15 protein-coding genes are annotated in these 12,795 nt (G+C 69.0%); 8 read left to right on the top strand and 7 right to left on the bottom strand.

Features of this window, described 5'->3' with window-relative positions; translation table 11 throughout:
- From cbbX to AC3XYG_RS00145, 5 genes are all read left to right on the top strand, one after another.
- Positions 1–957 (top strand): CbbX protein (gene cbbX, locus AC3XYG_RS00165; RefSeq protein WP_489137791.1); only part of this gene is annotated, 957 nt, incomplete at its 5' end.
- Entirely contained in the window at positions 954–1,622 is a 669-nt protein-coding gene (rpe, locus tag AC3XYG_RS00160; RefSeq protein ID WP_489137790.1) for a ribulose-phosphate 3-epimerase, read from the top strand. The genes cbbX and rpe, both read left to right, overlap by 4 nt.
- A 222-nt stretch (positions 1,623–1,844) precedes the next feature.
- A complete protein-coding gene (locus AC3XYG_RS00155; RefSeq protein WP_489137789.1) occupies positions 1,845–3,161 on the top strand; it encodes a lipase family protein in 1,317 nt (438 codons plus the stop codon).
- Positions 3,162–3,256: 95 nt separating this feature from the next.
- The gene (locus tag AC3XYG_RS00150; protein ID WP_489137788.1) at positions 3,257–3,940 is read left to right on the top strand and encodes an HAD-IA family hydrolase; all 684 of its coding nucleotides are present in this window, start codon (positions 3,257–3,259) and stop codon (positions 3,938–3,940) included.
- 13 nt (positions 3,941–3,953) lie between these two features.
- A complete protein-coding gene (locus AC3XYG_RS00145) occupies positions 3,954–4,739 on the top strand; it encodes an HAD family hydrolase (RefSeq protein WP_489137787.1) in 786 nt (261 codons plus the stop codon).
- A gap of 68 nt (positions 4,740–4,807) precedes the next feature.
- Here AC3XYG_RS00145 and AC3XYG_RS00140 read toward each other — a convergent pair whose 3' ends face one another.
- From AC3XYG_RS00140 to AC3XYG_RS00115, 6 genes are read right to left on the bottom strand one after another with little or no spacing between them, the layout of a single operon-like run.
- Complete coding sequence (locus AC3XYG_RS00140; RefSeq protein WP_489137786.1) at positions 4,808–5,437, bottom strand: hypothetical protein; 630 nt, start codon at positions 5,435–5,437, stop codon at positions 4,808–4,810.
- A 14-nt stretch (positions 5,438–5,451) separates the two neighbouring features.
- On the bottom strand, positions 5,452–6,297 hold the full coding sequence (pedC, locus tag AC3XYG_RS00135; protein ID WP_489137785.1) for a lanthanide ABC transporter permease protein PedC: 846 nt from the start codon (positions 6,295–6,297) through the stop codon (positions 5,452–5,454).
- Entirely contained in the window at positions 6,294–7,046 is a 753-nt protein-coding gene (gene pedB / locus AC3XYG_RS00130; protein ID WP_489137784.1) for a lanthanide ABC transporter ATP-binding protein PedB/LutE, read from the bottom strand. Before pedB ends, pedC begins: the two co-directional genes overlap by 4 nt.
- Positions 7,047–7,068: 22 nt before the next feature.
- On the bottom strand, positions 7,069–8,034 hold the full coding sequence (locus tag AC3XYG_RS00125; RefSeq protein ID WP_489137783.1) for a PQQ-dependent catabolism-associated beta-propeller protein: 966 nt from the start codon (positions 8,032–8,034) through the stop codon (positions 7,069–7,071).
- Positions 8,035–8,045: 11 nt separating this feature from the next.
- Positions 8,046–9,257, bottom strand: a complete 1,212-nt coding sequence (pedA1, locus tag AC3XYG_RS00120) for a lanthanide ABC transporter ABC transporter substrate-binding protein PedA1 (protein ID WP_489137782.1) — start codon at positions 9,255–9,257, stop codon at positions 8,046–8,048.
- Positions 9,254–9,640 carry a c-type cytochrome gene (locus AC3XYG_RS00115; RefSeq protein WP_489137781.1) on the bottom strand — a complete coding sequence of 129 codons (387 nt, stop codon included), beginning with the start codon at positions 9,638–9,640 and terminating at the stop codon, positions 9,254–9,256. The genes pedA1 and AC3XYG_RS00115 overlap by 4 nt, the downstream gene beginning before the upstream one ends.
- 234 nt (positions 9,641–9,874) lie before the next feature.
- Here AC3XYG_RS00115 and AC3XYG_RS00110 point away from each other — a divergent pair, with 234 nt between their 5' ends.
- Complete coding sequence (locus AC3XYG_RS00110; protein ID WP_489137780.1) at positions 9,875–10,888, top strand: quinoprotein relay system zinc metallohydrolase 2; 1,014 nt, start codon at positions 9,875–9,877, stop codon at positions 10,886–10,888.
- Positions 10,889–10,912: 24 nt separating this feature from the next.
- Positions 10,913–11,725: a quinoprotein dehydrogenase-associated SoxYZ-like carrier gene (locus AC3XYG_RS00105; RefSeq protein WP_489137779.1), complete on the top strand. Its 813-nt coding sequence runs from the start codon at positions 10,913–10,915 to the stop codon at positions 11,723–11,725.
- A 162-nt stretch (positions 11,726–11,887) separates the two neighbouring features.
- Here the strand turns inward: AC3XYG_RS00105 and AC3XYG_RS00100 are convergent, their stop codons facing one another.
- A complete protein-coding gene (locus AC3XYG_RS00100) occupies positions 11,888–12,229 on the bottom strand; it encodes a hypothetical protein (protein ID WP_489137778.1) in 342 nt (113 codons plus the stop codon).
- An 89-nt stretch (positions 12,230–12,318) separates the two neighbouring features.
- On the opposite strand from AC3XYG_RS00100, the gene AC3XYG_RS00095 reads away from it, so the two are divergent.
- On the top strand, positions 12,319–12,795 hold a 477-nt coding region (locus AC3XYG_RS00095; protein ID WP_489137777.1), incomplete at its 3' end, for a hypothetical protein.

Below are 12,795 nucleotides of genomic sequence, written 5' to 3'. Positions count from 1 at the left end.
CTCCCGCGGGGGGAGGGGGAGAGTGGAAAGGAGGCCCGCCATGACCGATGCCGCCATCGCCACGCCGCCACCCGACACCCGCATCGACCTCCGACGGGAATTCGCCAGGCCCAGATCGACGAGGTGCTGGAGCGGCTCGACCGCGAGCTGGTCGGGCTGGTGCCGGTGAAGACCCGGATCCGCGAGATCGCGGCGCTGCTGCTGGTGGAAAAGGTGCGGCGCCGCCTGCGCCTCGCTGCCGAGGCGCCGACCCTGCATATGAGCTTCACCGGCAACCCCGGCACCGGCAAGACCACGGTCGCCCTCAGGATGGCCGACATCCTGCACCGGCTGGGCTATGTCCGCCGCGGCCACCTGGTCTCGGTCACCCGCGACGACCTGGTCGGCCAGTACATCGGCCACACCGCGCCGAAGACCAAGGAGATCCTGAAGCGGGCGATGGGCGGCGTGCTGTTCATCGACGAGGCCTATTACCTCTACCGTCCCGAGAACGAGCGCGATTACGGCCAGGAGGCGATCGAGATCCTGCTGCAGGTGATGGAGAATCAGCGCGAGGATCTGGTGGTGATCGTCGCCGGCTATGGCGACCGGATGGAGAAATTCTTCACCAGCAATCCCGGCTTCCGCTCGCGCATCGCCCATCACGTCGAATTCCCCGATTTCAGCGAGGCGGAGCTGATCGCGATCGGCGAGGCCATGCTGGAACGGCAGAACTACCGCTTCAGCGCCGACGCCCAGGCCGCCTTCCGCGATTATGTCGCCCGCCGCATCCGCCTGCCCCACTTCGCCAACGGCCGGTCGATCCGCAACGCGCTTGACCGCGCCCGGCTGCGCCAGGCCAACCGGCTGGTGCGCGAGATGCCGCCGGATTTGACGGTCGAGGATTTCGTCACCTTGGCCGAGGCCGACATCCGCGCCAGCCGGGTGTTCGCCGCCGAGCCGGAGACCGCGCCATGACCGCACCGCTGGTGATCGCCCCCTCGATCTTGTCCGCCGATTTCGCCAAGCTGGGCGAGGAGGTCCGCGCCGTGGTCGAGGCCGGCGCCGACTGGATCCACATCGATGTGATGGACGGGCATTTCGTGCCCAACCTGACCATCGGGCCGGATGTGACCAAGGCGCTGCGGCCGCACAGCGACCGGGTGTTCGACGTGCATCTGATGATCGCCCCGGCGGATCCCTATCTCGACGCCTTCGCCGCGGCCGGTGCCGATGTCATCACCGTACATGCCGAGGCCGGGCCGCATCTCGACCGGTCGCTGCAGCACATCCGCGCCCTGGGCAAGCAGGCCGGCGTGGCGCTGTGCCCGGCGACGCATGAGGACGCCCTGGCCCATGTGCTCGACCGGGTCGATCTTATCCTGGTGATGACGGTCAATCCCGGCTTCGGCGGCCAGGCCTTCATCCCGGCCATGGCCGAAAAGATCCGCCGAATCCGCGCCCTGATCGGCGACCGGCCGATCCGGCTGGAGGTCGATGGCGGGGTCACGCCGGAGACGGCGGCGATCGTCGCCGAAGCCGGGGCCGACACGCTGGTCGCCGGCTCCGCCGTGTTCCGCGGCGGCCCGGCCGCCTATGCCGGCAACATCACCGCCATCCGCCGCGGCGCCGCGCGGGCCTAAACGCCGGTCGTGCGGGACCCGCTCTTTCGTGCCAAAGAACTCAGGTCGGAGGAATCATATATTCCACCGTCATTTCGTAATATCCGGCCGTTGCTTCTCTTTCCGAATAAGGTTTATTGTCCTGGCAACCGGCAGTCACCAAGTCTGTCGGCTGCATATCATATTATTCATAGACTGAATTTACGGATTATTTGATTTGTTTTGATCGAAAGGATTCTCGAGATGGCAAGCTATACCGATACGCAGATCATGATGACCCTGGCAGCCTTCACGGCCGATGGCGCCGCCGCGCGGCCTTCGGGTGAAACAGTGGCGGAACAGACCACCCGGATCAGCAACGGCATCACCACCCAGCTGGCGCTGACTGACCTGGCCACGTCGGGCGACTGGACGCTGACCTGGGTCGGGCTGACGCAAAGCGGCGCCAACCTGGCCTATCTCGCCCAGGGTCCGAACGACAGCGACGGCAACTCCGCCTATGCCCTGATCCTGCGCGGCACCGTCATGGGCAACCCGATCGACACGACGCAGGACATGCAGGTCGGGCTATGGCTGCCCTTTGCCGCCGGAGGGACGCCGAGCAGCGGGTCGCCCGGCAACATCTCCCAGGGCGCGATGGCGGCATTCACCGACATCGTCATGGGCACCGACCTGCTGGCACAGATCGAAAGCGCCGCGCCCTCCACCCTCTATGTCGTCGGCCACAGCCTGGGCGGGGCAATGGCCACCACGGTGGCGCTGTTCCTGCAACAGCTGGTCTCGGCCGGTACCTTGAGCATCACCAGCATCCTGCCCTACACTTTCGCCGCCCCGACCGCCGGCGACGCCACCTTCGCCAGCTGGTTCGACAGCCAGTTCCCCGGCGCCGTCTGCACCTACAACAAATACGATCTGGTGCCGACCGCCTGGGCGACGCTGGCCTCCCTCCCCGGAGGGTTCATCACCCATCCCTTCTATCCCGGATCGAGCAGCAATCCGGCCGGGCCGGGACCCACCGCCGAACCGCTGAACGAGGTGGGCATCCTGATCGACACCGTGGCGAAGCAGACGAACGGCAACACCTATGTCCAGCCGACCCAGCAGGCGGCACTGAATGGCGGGTCGTCACCGCTGTTCCTGACCCCTTACCCCGCGGCGGCGGCGTCATCGATCCAGCAGTTCGAGCTGCAGGTCGCCTTCCAGCATAACGGCAACACCTATCTGACGCTGCTGGACGCCCCGACCATCCCATCCTCCGTCCCGGCCGTCGCCTCGGTCAGCCCGATCAGCGGGTCCACCGCCGGCGGCACATCGGTGACGATCACGCCGCCCTCCGGTGGGAGTTTCACCGCCGATTGCGTGGTCGATTTCGGCGTCGCCCCGGCGGCTTCACAGATCGTTGCCGACGACGGATCCAGCATCACCGCGGTGTCGCCCGCCGGCTATGGCACGGTCGATATCCGGGTCACCAACATGTACGGAACCTCGGCAGCGGTGCCCGTCACGCCGAACCTGAGCGGCGAAAACTACAGCGACCAGTACACCTTCACCGCCTCCTGACCGACCTTCGGACAATATGGCCGGGTTCGGGGTGCCGGGCCCGGTCGTTCCCGTCTATCGTTGGGACTTACCCATGATGAGACAGGGGCGGAACGATGAGAGCAGCCTTGGCCCGCGCGGTGGTGTTCGATCTCGATGGCACGCTGGTCGACAGTGTCGCCGACGTCGCCGCCGCCCTGGCCCCGGTCATGCGTGAGGCCGGGCTCGACCCGCTGTCCGAGGCCGAGGTGCGCAGCCTGATGGGCCATGGCGCGCCCGGGCTGCTGCGTGGCGCCCTGGGCCTGCGTGTCGGTGATCCGGAGATGGCCGGCGGGATGACCCGGCAGTTCCTCGACCGCTATGCCGAGGCGCCGGCGGTGCGCACCACCGCCTATCCCGGCGCGGTCGATGCCGTCGCCGCGCTGGCGGCGGCCGGGATTGCCGTCGGAATCTGCACCAACAAGGCCGAGGCCATGGCCCGGGCGGTGCTGGAGGCGCTGGGCTTCGCGCCCCATGTCGGCGTGCTGGTCGGCGGCGACAGCGGCCATGGCATGAAGCCCGACCCAACCCCCCTCCTGGCCTGCATCGCCGGCCTCGGCGCGACACCCGGCGACACTGCCTATATCGGCGACCATGCCGTCGACGTCGCCACGGCGCGGGCGGCCGGCGTCCGGGTGCTGGTCGTGCCCTTCGGCTACGGCGACGCGTCGACCCTGGCGGCCGACGGACTGGTGTCGGCTTTCGCCGGGCTGCCCGCCCTGCTCGGCGTGGCCCCGAAAGCGGCTGCCGCAGGACGATGACGGGACTGGCGGCATGACGCTCAAGGCGATCCTGTTCGATGTCGACGGCACGCTGGCCGAGACCGAAGATGCGCACCGGGGGGCGTTCAACACCGCCTTCCAGGGCGCCGGCCTGGACTGGCACTGGGATCGCGATCTCTATCGCGAGTTGCTGGTCGTCACCGGCGGTAAGGAGCGGATCGGCCACTACCTCTCCCGCCTGGCGGACCCGCCGCCCTGCGATGTCGCGGCCCTGCATCGCGCCAAGACCGAGCGTTACACGGCGTTGGTGTCCACCGGCGGCGTCGGGCTGCGCCCCGGCGTCACTCGCCTGCTGTCCGAGGCGCACCGGCGAGGCGTGCGCCTGGCCATCGCCACCACGACCACGCCGGCAAATGTGACGGCGCTGCTGGCGGCGACGCTAGGTCCGGACGGGATGTCACTGTTCGAGGTGATGGTGGCCGGCGATGCCGTGCCGCGCAAGAAGCCGGCCCCGGATGTCTATCGCGCGGTGCTGGAAGCGCTCGGCCTGCCCTCATCCGGCTGCATTGCGATCGAGGATTCCCGCGCCGGCGTCCTGTCGGCGCGCCGGGCCGGGCTGCCGGTGCTGGCCACGCCGAGCCTCTACACCCGCGACGACGATCTGCGCCATGCCTTGGCGGTGCTGTCCAACCTGGGCGAGCCGGGCACGCCCTATCTCCATCTCGGCGGCGCGGGCGCCGGCGAGAGCGTGGTGACGGTGGAATCCTTGGGACGATGGGTGGCGGGGGATGAGGGAATGTCGGGCTCGCGAGAGCGAACCCGACTTACGATCGGATGAGTCGAGTGGGTTGGTCTGGCTCTCGCGAACCCGACAGAGCCGCCCAAATTCCCGATCTCTTCCTGGCGCTACTTCCCGATCTCTTCCTGGATCGTCCGCGACAGGGCGAACAGCCGGCGCTCCAGCACGAAGGGCTGGTCGCAGATCGCCGGCAGCAGCCGTTCGCGGTCGTCGAACACGCGCTGGTCCCAGGACAGCTGGAATTCCAGCTCCTGCCGCTGGCGCGCCACCGCCGGATCGGTCGAGGCCGGGTCGACCCCGTCCAGGGTCTGGGTGCTGGCCTCGATCCGCTTGGCCAGGGCCTCCTGGCGGCTGTTGAAGCGGCGGATGCCGCGGATGATGCTGCCGCGCTCGGTGTTGATCGTCTCGAACACCCCGGCGAACAGCTCGGTCAGGGCGGCCTTGCGGTCGCCTTCATAGCCAACGGCGAAACGGTGGACCTCGGTGGTCGCCTGGTCGACGGGGACGCGGCGCGGCGCCACCCGCTCGACCAGCGCTGCGATCACCGCATCGTCGCGCCAGGCCGGCCCGCCCGCGGTCGGGTCGTCGCCCGGCCACATCGCGCCGATCGACAGCTCCGGCTGTAGCACCTGGACGCAGGGCCAGTCGTCCTTCGGCGCGTCCTGCGCCCAGGCCGGGACCGCGGCGAGGGACGCAAGCGCCAGGAGCGTGGGGAGAAGCCGTGCGGAACCGGTCATGACGCGGGCCTCCTTCAGCCGCCGCCCGGACCGCGGACGCGGGCGACAAGGCCGCGCGCCGGGTCATAGGCCAGGATCGCCCCGCCGAGGAACACGACGGCGAAGCCGAGGACGAACAGGAACGATTGGATGTCGAGCTGGCCGTAGAGCATGAAGCGGGTCAGCTCGACGGCGTAGGTGAACGGATTGAAGCCGCAGACATCGCGCAGCAGCGGGCTCGCCTCGTCCACCTTCCACAAGGGGTAGAGGGCCGAGGAGGCGAAGAACATCGGGAAGATCACGAAGTTCATCACCCCGGCGAAGTTCTCGAGCTGGCGGATCGCCGAGGACAGCAGCAGGCCGAGCGCGCCCAGCATCAGGCCGGACAGGACCAGGGCCGGCAGCACGGTGATGTAGCCGAGCGGCGGCGGTTCGATGCCCCAGAACCGGGCGATCAGCAGGAAGACATAGACCTGCGGCAGCGACAGCAGCGTGCCGGCCAGCAGCCGCGCCGACAGCAGGTACCAGCGTGGCATCGGGCTGGTCAGCAACACCCGCATGCTGCCCATTTCGCGGTCGTAGACCATCGATAGCGAGCTCTGCATCCCGTTGAACAGCTGGATCATCGCGATCAGGCCGGGGACGATGTATTCGTCGTACAGGATGTAGGTGTCGTAGGGTGGGATGATCGACACGCCGAGCACCGAGCGGAAGCCGGCGGCGAAGATGAACAGCCAGACCAGCGGCCGCACCAGCGCCGAGATGAACCGGGTGCGCTGGTGCACGAAGCGCAGCGCCTCGCGCCACAGGATGCCCAGCAGGCAGCGCCAGGCGCCGCCCAGGGTGATGGTGCCGAGGGCGGAGTCGGGGGCCGCGCTCATGCCGCCTCCGTCAACTGGCGGAAGGCGTCCTGCAGACCGCCGGCGCCGAGGTCGGAGATGATGGACGCAGCCGGGCCCTGCCGCAGGACCTGGCCGCGATGCAGGATGATGGTCGGGTCGCCGGCCTCGACCTCGTCGATCAGATGGGTGGCCCACAGCACGGTCAGGCCGCGGTCGCGCACCAGGCCGCGGACATCGGCCAGGATCGCCGCCCGGCTGCGGATGTCGAGCCCGACCGTCGCCTCGTCGCACAGCAGCAGCCGCGGCTCGTGCAGCAGGGCGCGCGCGATCTCGATCCGCCGCATCTCGCCACCGGAAAAGCTGCGGATCTTGCGGTCGGCCTCCTTGGCCAGCCCGACCCGATCCAGCTCCGCCGCGATGCGCGACCGGGCAACCGATCCGGGCATGCCGTGCAGGGCGGCGTGGTAGCGCAGGTTCTGCCGGGCCGACAGGTCCGGGTCGAGCGCGCGCTGCTGGAACACCACGCCCATCAGCGCCAGCGCCCGGCCGGGCTCCGCCCCCAGGTCGCGGCCGAACACCCGGATGGTGCCCGACTGCGCGCCGTAGAGGCGGGTGATCAGCGAGAACAGCGTGGTCTTGCCGGCCCCGTTCTGGCCCAGCAGCACGGTGAACCGCCCTGCCGGCACGGCGATCTCGATATCCGCCAGGATCGCGCGCCCGCCGATCCGGTGCGACAGCCCGGTGACGGTCAGGGCCGCCTCCGCCGCATCGGTCGGGGGGTACTGCACGATCATGTCCGACCTGCCGTCATCAATGGATCGCCACGCCCCAGGGCAGTTCGCCGACCGTGATCGACTTCACCACCTTGCGGTCGGCCACGTCGATCACCGAGATGTCGTTCGAGGCGCCGTTGACCGACACCACGTATTTGCCGTCGGGCGTGAAGTCGAGGTGCCAGACCCGCTGGCCGACCAGCAGATAGTCCGTCACCTCGTAGGTCGCCGTGTCCACCACCGCGACCCGGTTGGCCGGGCCGAGCGCGACGAAGGCGGTCTTGCCGTCCTTGGTGATGGCGACGCCGACGGCCTGGATCGTCTCCTTGCGCACGCCCTGCACCGCGAAGCTGATCTTCTTCACCACCTTGCGCGTGGCGGTGTCGATCACGCTGACCGTGCCGCCGATTTCGGACGACACCCAGACCTGCTTGCCGTCGGGGGTGAATTCGGCGAAGCGCGGCCGGCTGTCGACCAGGACATTGTCGGTCAGCTGCAGCGTATCGGTGTCGATGAAATGCGCCATGTTGGTGGTTTCGGAGGTGCTGACCAGGGTCTTGCCATCCGGGCTGACGCCCATCCCCTCCGGCTCGACCCCCACCGGCACCTCGGTCTCGACCACCTTCTTGTCGAGGTCCAGCACGGTGACCATGCTGTCATCCTCATTGGCGACGTAGAGCCGCTTGTCGTCGGGCGACAGCACGAACAGCTCCGGGTCGGCGCCGCTGGGCAGGGTGTCGATCACCTTGCGCGTCGCGGTGTCGATCACTTCGACATGGTCGGCGTCGCTGGTGCAGACGTAGAGGCGGCTGCCGTCCTTGCTGATGGTGATGCCGCGCGGCCGCTCCCCGACCGGGATGGTCGCCACCTCCTTCATCTGGTCGAGATCGACCACGCTGACGGTGTTGCCCTTCTCGTTCGAGACATAGGCGGTGAAGGCCTGGGCCGGCCCGAAGGCCAGCATCGGCACTGCGGCCACCGCCAAGAGCACGAGCCTGTTCATGCACGGGCCTCCTAGGGATCGGGGTTCAGCCGACACGACGATTCCGGCTCATCATAGCCGAGCGTGTCGAGCGGCGTGCGCTGGTGCAGGAACCCGTCCTGCGGCGAGACCGAGACCAGCATCAGCGGCGACGCCAGCAGCATCGGCTGGCGCATCTGCTGGTCCCAGGTCCGGAAGGTCAGGGGCACGCCCTTGAAGGCGCCGAGCTGGAAATTGTCGGAGACGAGATAGGAGCGGATCGTGGCCGGGTCGACCGTGCCGGTGCGGGTCACCGCCTCGCCCACCGAGCGCACCGCCGCCCAGGCGGCGTAGTCGCGCTCCAGCATCCAGCGGCCGGCGGCCTTCTGGAAGCGGCGCTGCAGCTGGGTGCCGCCCCATTGCTCCTGGCTGCGGTGCCAGGCGGTCGGCACCAGCCCCTGGGTGCCGGCCACCGGCCGCGCATCCCAGGTGCGGTACGGCAGGTATTCGCCGAACACCTCGTTCTCGTCCGCGACGATCAGCACGTCGTAATCCGGCAGGCGCTGGGTCAGCTGGATCATCTGCTGCTGCACCTGCTGTTCGCCGGTGTCGGAGCGACGGGACCCCGCCTTGAACTCGTAGCTGCGCTCCTCGACGATCTGGGCGCCGAAGCGCTTGGCCGACCGGCGGATCGCGTCGGCGAAGGCCTTGTCGCCATCCTGGGTGCCGGAGACCAGCACCCAGCGCGTCCAGCGCTTGAACGCCAGGTACTGCGCCAGCGCATCGGCCTTCATCGCCCGGTTGGGGATGGTGTGGAACACATTGGCCCGGCAGTCGCTGACGCGCAGGCGGTCATCCTCGGCCCGGGCGTTGAAGATCACCGCGTCCTTCAGCTCGGGCTGGTCGGCCAGTTGCAGCAGCCGGTCGGCCGGCAGGTCGGCGACGATCAGGTGGATGCCCTTGCCCACCATCGCCGCGGCGGCGCCGGCCAGGTCGCCGCCGGCCGGGATGATGCTTTCGTCCAGCGTATAGTCATGGCCGAGGAAGCGGCCGGTGGTCTGGTCGTCGACGATGGCCAGGCGGGCGCCGGCCACGCCCTTGTCCTTCGCCACCGGTTCGACCAGCGACAGCGGCTCGGGCTCGGGGATCGCCTCGCCGAGATAGCCGATGGTCACCGACAGCTTGGCCGGCGCCTGTTGCGCCGCGGCCGGGAGGGCCAGCAGCGCCGCGGCGAGGCCAAGCGCCGGAAGCAGGCGGCGCATCATGGCGTCCCGCCCGCCTCCTTGAGATAGGCGATGACGGCGAGCCGGTCCTCTTCCTTCGGCAGGCCGGGGAAGATCATCTTGGTGCCGGGGACCAGCGCGCGGGGCCCGGAGAGGTACTTGTCCAGCGTCGCCTCGTCCCAGGTCAGGTGGGCGTTCTTCATCGCATCGGAATAGTTGAAGCCCTCGATCGAGCCCGAGGGGCGCCCGACCAGGCCATGCAGCGACGGGCCGACCTTGTTGGTGCCGGCCTCGATCGAATGGCAGGCCTGGCAGCGGGTGAAGATCTGCTTGCCTTTCGCGGCATCCGCATCCTGGGCCTGGGCCGCCATCGGCAGGGCAAGCGCGGCGGTTGCCGCGACCAAGAGAGCCGCAATACCTTGCATCTCGGACGTCCTCCACCTGGGCCGGCGCCGCCGGCGTTCCGCTGCAGCGCCGGGCCGGGTCTGACCTGCCCGTGTTCGCCGCGCCCTGCCCCGCCCTGCCGGCGGGATTTGCCCCAGACTGTATGAACCGGATTCCGTGCCGACAAGGCGAGAAGATGGAACTGAGACCAAAGTCCAATTCAGCGCCAACGCGAAAGCGCGGCCTGATGGGGCGGACATTTCGGGAGAATTCGATTGCGGCTGTTCGGACCGGCGCAAGATCCGGATCGGCGCGAGATCTTGGACGACTGGCCGACCCTGCGCCGGCGCCGGATCGGCTGCGTCCTGGCGCTGGCGCTCCTGGCGCCTGCCCAGGTCGCTTCGGCCCAGATCACCTTGGCTGTGGACAGCAGCCCGCTGCCGGTGACCGAGATCGCGCCCGGCATCTTCGTCTTCCATGGCGCGCATGAGGAGGCGACGGCCGGCAATCTCGGCGCCATCGCCAATGTGAGCTTCGTCATCGGCGGCCAGGCGGTCGCCGTGATCGACACCGGCGGCAGCGCGGCCGAGGGCCGGCGGCTGCTGGCGGCGGTGCGGCAGCGGACGGCGCTGCCGGTCCGCTATGTCATCGACACCCATTTCCACCCCGACCATGTGCTGGGCAACGCCGCCTTTGCCGGGCCGGACACCACCATCGTCGGCCATGCCAACCTGCCGCGCGGCCTCGACGCCCGGGCCGACACTTATCTGCAGGGCCTCAAGGATGCGCTGGGCGATGCGGCCGCCGGCACCACGATCGTCGACCCGACGCTGCTGGTGCACGACCGGATGACGCTGGACCTCGGCGGCCGGACGCTGGAGCTGCAGGCCTGGCCGCCGGCGCACACCGATGCCGACCTCACGGTGTTCGACCCGTCGACCGGCACGCTCTTCGCCGGCGACCTGGTGTTCCTGGAGCGGATCCCGGCGATCGACGGGTCGCTGCGCGGCTGGCTGGCGGCGATCGATGGGCTGCGCCACCTGGCCGGCATCCAGCGCGTCGTGCCGGGCCATGGCCCGGTCTCGGCGCCCTGGCCGGCTGCGCTGGACGATGAACAGCGCTATCTTGGCCTGATCCTGACCGAGACCCGCGCGGCGCTGGCCGCCGGGCGCAGCCTCGACCAGGCGGTGGCCACGGTCGGCCGGTCCGAACGCGGCCACTGGCTGCTGTTCGACGATTACAACGACCGCAACGTCGCCACCGCCTATACCGAACTGGAATGGGAATAGGCGCAGACGGTAAGGGAGGAGACCATGCTGAAGCACGCCGCGGCCCTGGCCCTGATCGCCCTGGCAGCGCTGACCGGGCCCGTCCTGACCGGAACTGCCCGGGCGGCCGACGACGATGTCTGGCCCGACCTGAAGACCGCGATCTTCGGCGACAAGGCGATCGCCGACGGCTCCGGCTTCATGCAGGTCGAGGCGCCGCAGCGCGCCTATGATGCGGCGATCGTGCCGGTGACCATCCACTTCGACCCGGCGCATATCCCGGCGGGCAAGATCCGGACGATCACCCTGGTGATCGACAAGAACCCGGCCCCGGTTGCTGCGGTGTTCCACCTCGATGCCGGCATCGCCGACCCGACCATCGGCACGCGGGTGCGGGTGAACGAATACACCAGCATCCACGCCGTGGCCGAGACGACGGATGGCGGGCTGTTCGTCGCCACCGCCTTCGTCAAGGCCGCCGGCGGCTGTTCCGCCCCCGCCACCAAGTCGCCGGATGAGGCCGAGGCCCATCTCGGCGAGATGCGGACGAAGAACCTGGAGGCGGCGCAGATCGGCGAGCCGAGCCGGGTCGATCTGCTGATCCGGCACCCGAACTACTCCGGCATGCAGATGGACCAGATCAAGCGCACCTACGTCCCGGCGAAGTTCATCGAGTCGATCGAGGTGCGCTACGGCGACACTGCGGTGCTGCAGGTCGAAGGCAACATCTCGCTGAGCGAGAACCCGATGATCGAGTTCAGCTTCCTGCCCTCCGGTCCCGGGCAGCTGACGGCGACGGCCAAGGATTCCGACGGCCTGGTCTTCAGCGGCGCCTGGCCGCTGCCGGCCGCGATGTGAGGCGGGATGAGTTCGCGAAACGACCTTTCGGGACTGCGCTTGCATGAGTCGGCGGGCGGTGGTTGCGAGAACCGGCGCGCAGCGGACATCGTCGTCCGTGAGCCCCGGAAGCGCAGCAACCGTCGTCAGACGGCCATGCCAGTAGCGGTCCCGGAAGGGCGTTCAGAAACAGCGGAAATCGGCTTCGATCTGGGCCAGGCGCAAGGTATCGACCATGGCCTTCAGCACCGTCATCTCGCGGAAGATGCCGGCCTGGTCGCCGGTGGCGAACTGCATGCGCAGGACCGTCTCGGCCTTCTCGTAATCCTGGTACGGCATGATCGAGGACACCGCGTCGATGCTGCAGGAGCAGCGCGTCAGCATGTCCTGGGTCTCGCCGTTGCTGGCCATGCAGCCGATCACGTAGTCGGCCACCACAGGGGTCGGATAGTCGTTCGCCCGCGCCGGGCCTGGCATGGCGAGGAAGGCCGGGGCAAGCAGGGCGAGAACGGCGCAGCCCTTCATGGTGGAGGCTCCGAATTCGCGACGGGCCCTCAACAGATCAAAGGGGCGATGGCCGGTCAATCGCTCCCAAAGTACAAAGTCCGGCCCCGATGACCGGCGTCGTTCCGGCGGCGCTGGTCGCCAGTCTTCTTGCCACCGTCTCCGGCTACACCGGCTATGCCGTGCCGCCCCAGCCGCCGGTCGTCACCATCGTGCCGCACGTGGCGCTGGAGGCGATGGCCTGCACCCATCCCTGCGCCGTTCTGGGCTTTGCCGAGCCGGACGGCACGATCGCCCTGGACGAGTCGCTGCACATCGGCGCCGATCCGGCCGACACCAGCATCCTGGTGCATGAGCTGACCCATTTCCTGCAGCGCGCCGCCGCCCATGGCGCCCCGGCGGTGGATTGCGCCGCCTGGCTGGAGCGCGAGCGCGAGGCCTATGACGTGCAGTACCGCTGGCTGCGCGACACCGCGCCGACCATCCGGGAATTCTCGCTCCGCCTCGCCCATCTCGGCACCCATCCCATGATCCCGCCCTGCCGGCCGGGCGAAGCACCCCGGCAGGACATGTCGGACATGGCTCCA

Source organism: Inquilinus sp. (assembly GCF_057815775.1).
This window is presented reverse-complemented; position numbering and strand designations above follow the sequence as displayed.

Coding starts and splice junctions, on each gene's coding strand:
- pedC (WP_489137785.1), bottom strand. CDS start 6,297: ATGAGCGCGGCCCCCGACTCCGCCCTCGGCACCATCACCCTGGGCGGC.
- AC3XYG_RS00145 (WP_489137787.1), top strand. CDS start 3,954: ATGACGCTCAAGGCGATCCTGTTCGATGTCGACGGCACGCTGGCCGAG.
- AC3XYG_RS00115 (WP_489137781.1), bottom strand. CDS start 9,640: ATGCAAGGTATTGCGGCTCTCTTGGTCGCGGCAACCGCCGCGCTTGCC.
- AC3XYG_RS00100 (WP_489137778.1), bottom strand. CDS start 12,229: ATGAAGGGCTGCGCCGTTCTCGCCCTGCTTGCCCCGGCCTTCCTCGCC.
- AC3XYG_RS00150 (WP_489137788.1), top strand. CDS start 3,257: ATGAGAGCAGCCTTGGCCCGCGCGGTGGTGTTCGATCTCGATGGCACG.
- AC3XYG_RS00140 (WP_489137786.1), bottom strand. CDS start 5,437: ATGACCGGTTCCGCACGGCTTCTCCCCACGCTCCTGGCGCTTGCGTCC.
- AC3XYG_RS00105 (WP_489137779.1), top strand. CDS start 10,913: ATGCTGAAGCACGCCGCGGCCCTGGCCCTGATCGCCCTGGCAGCGCTG.
- rpe (WP_489137790.1), top strand. CDS start 954: ATGACCGCACCGCTGGTGATCGCCCCCTCGATCTTGTCCGCCGATTTC.
- pedA1 (WP_489137782.1), bottom strand. CDS start 9,257: ATGATGCGCCGCCTGCTTCCGGCGCTTGGCCTCGCCGCGGCGCTGCTG.
- AC3XYG_RS00125 (WP_489137783.1), bottom strand. CDS start 8,034: ATGAACAGGCTCGTGCTCTTGGCGGTGGCCGCAGTGCCGATGCTGGCC.
- AC3XYG_RS00155 (WP_489137789.1), top strand. CDS start 1,845: ATGGCAAGCTATACCGATACGCAGATCATGATGACCCTGGCAGCCTTC.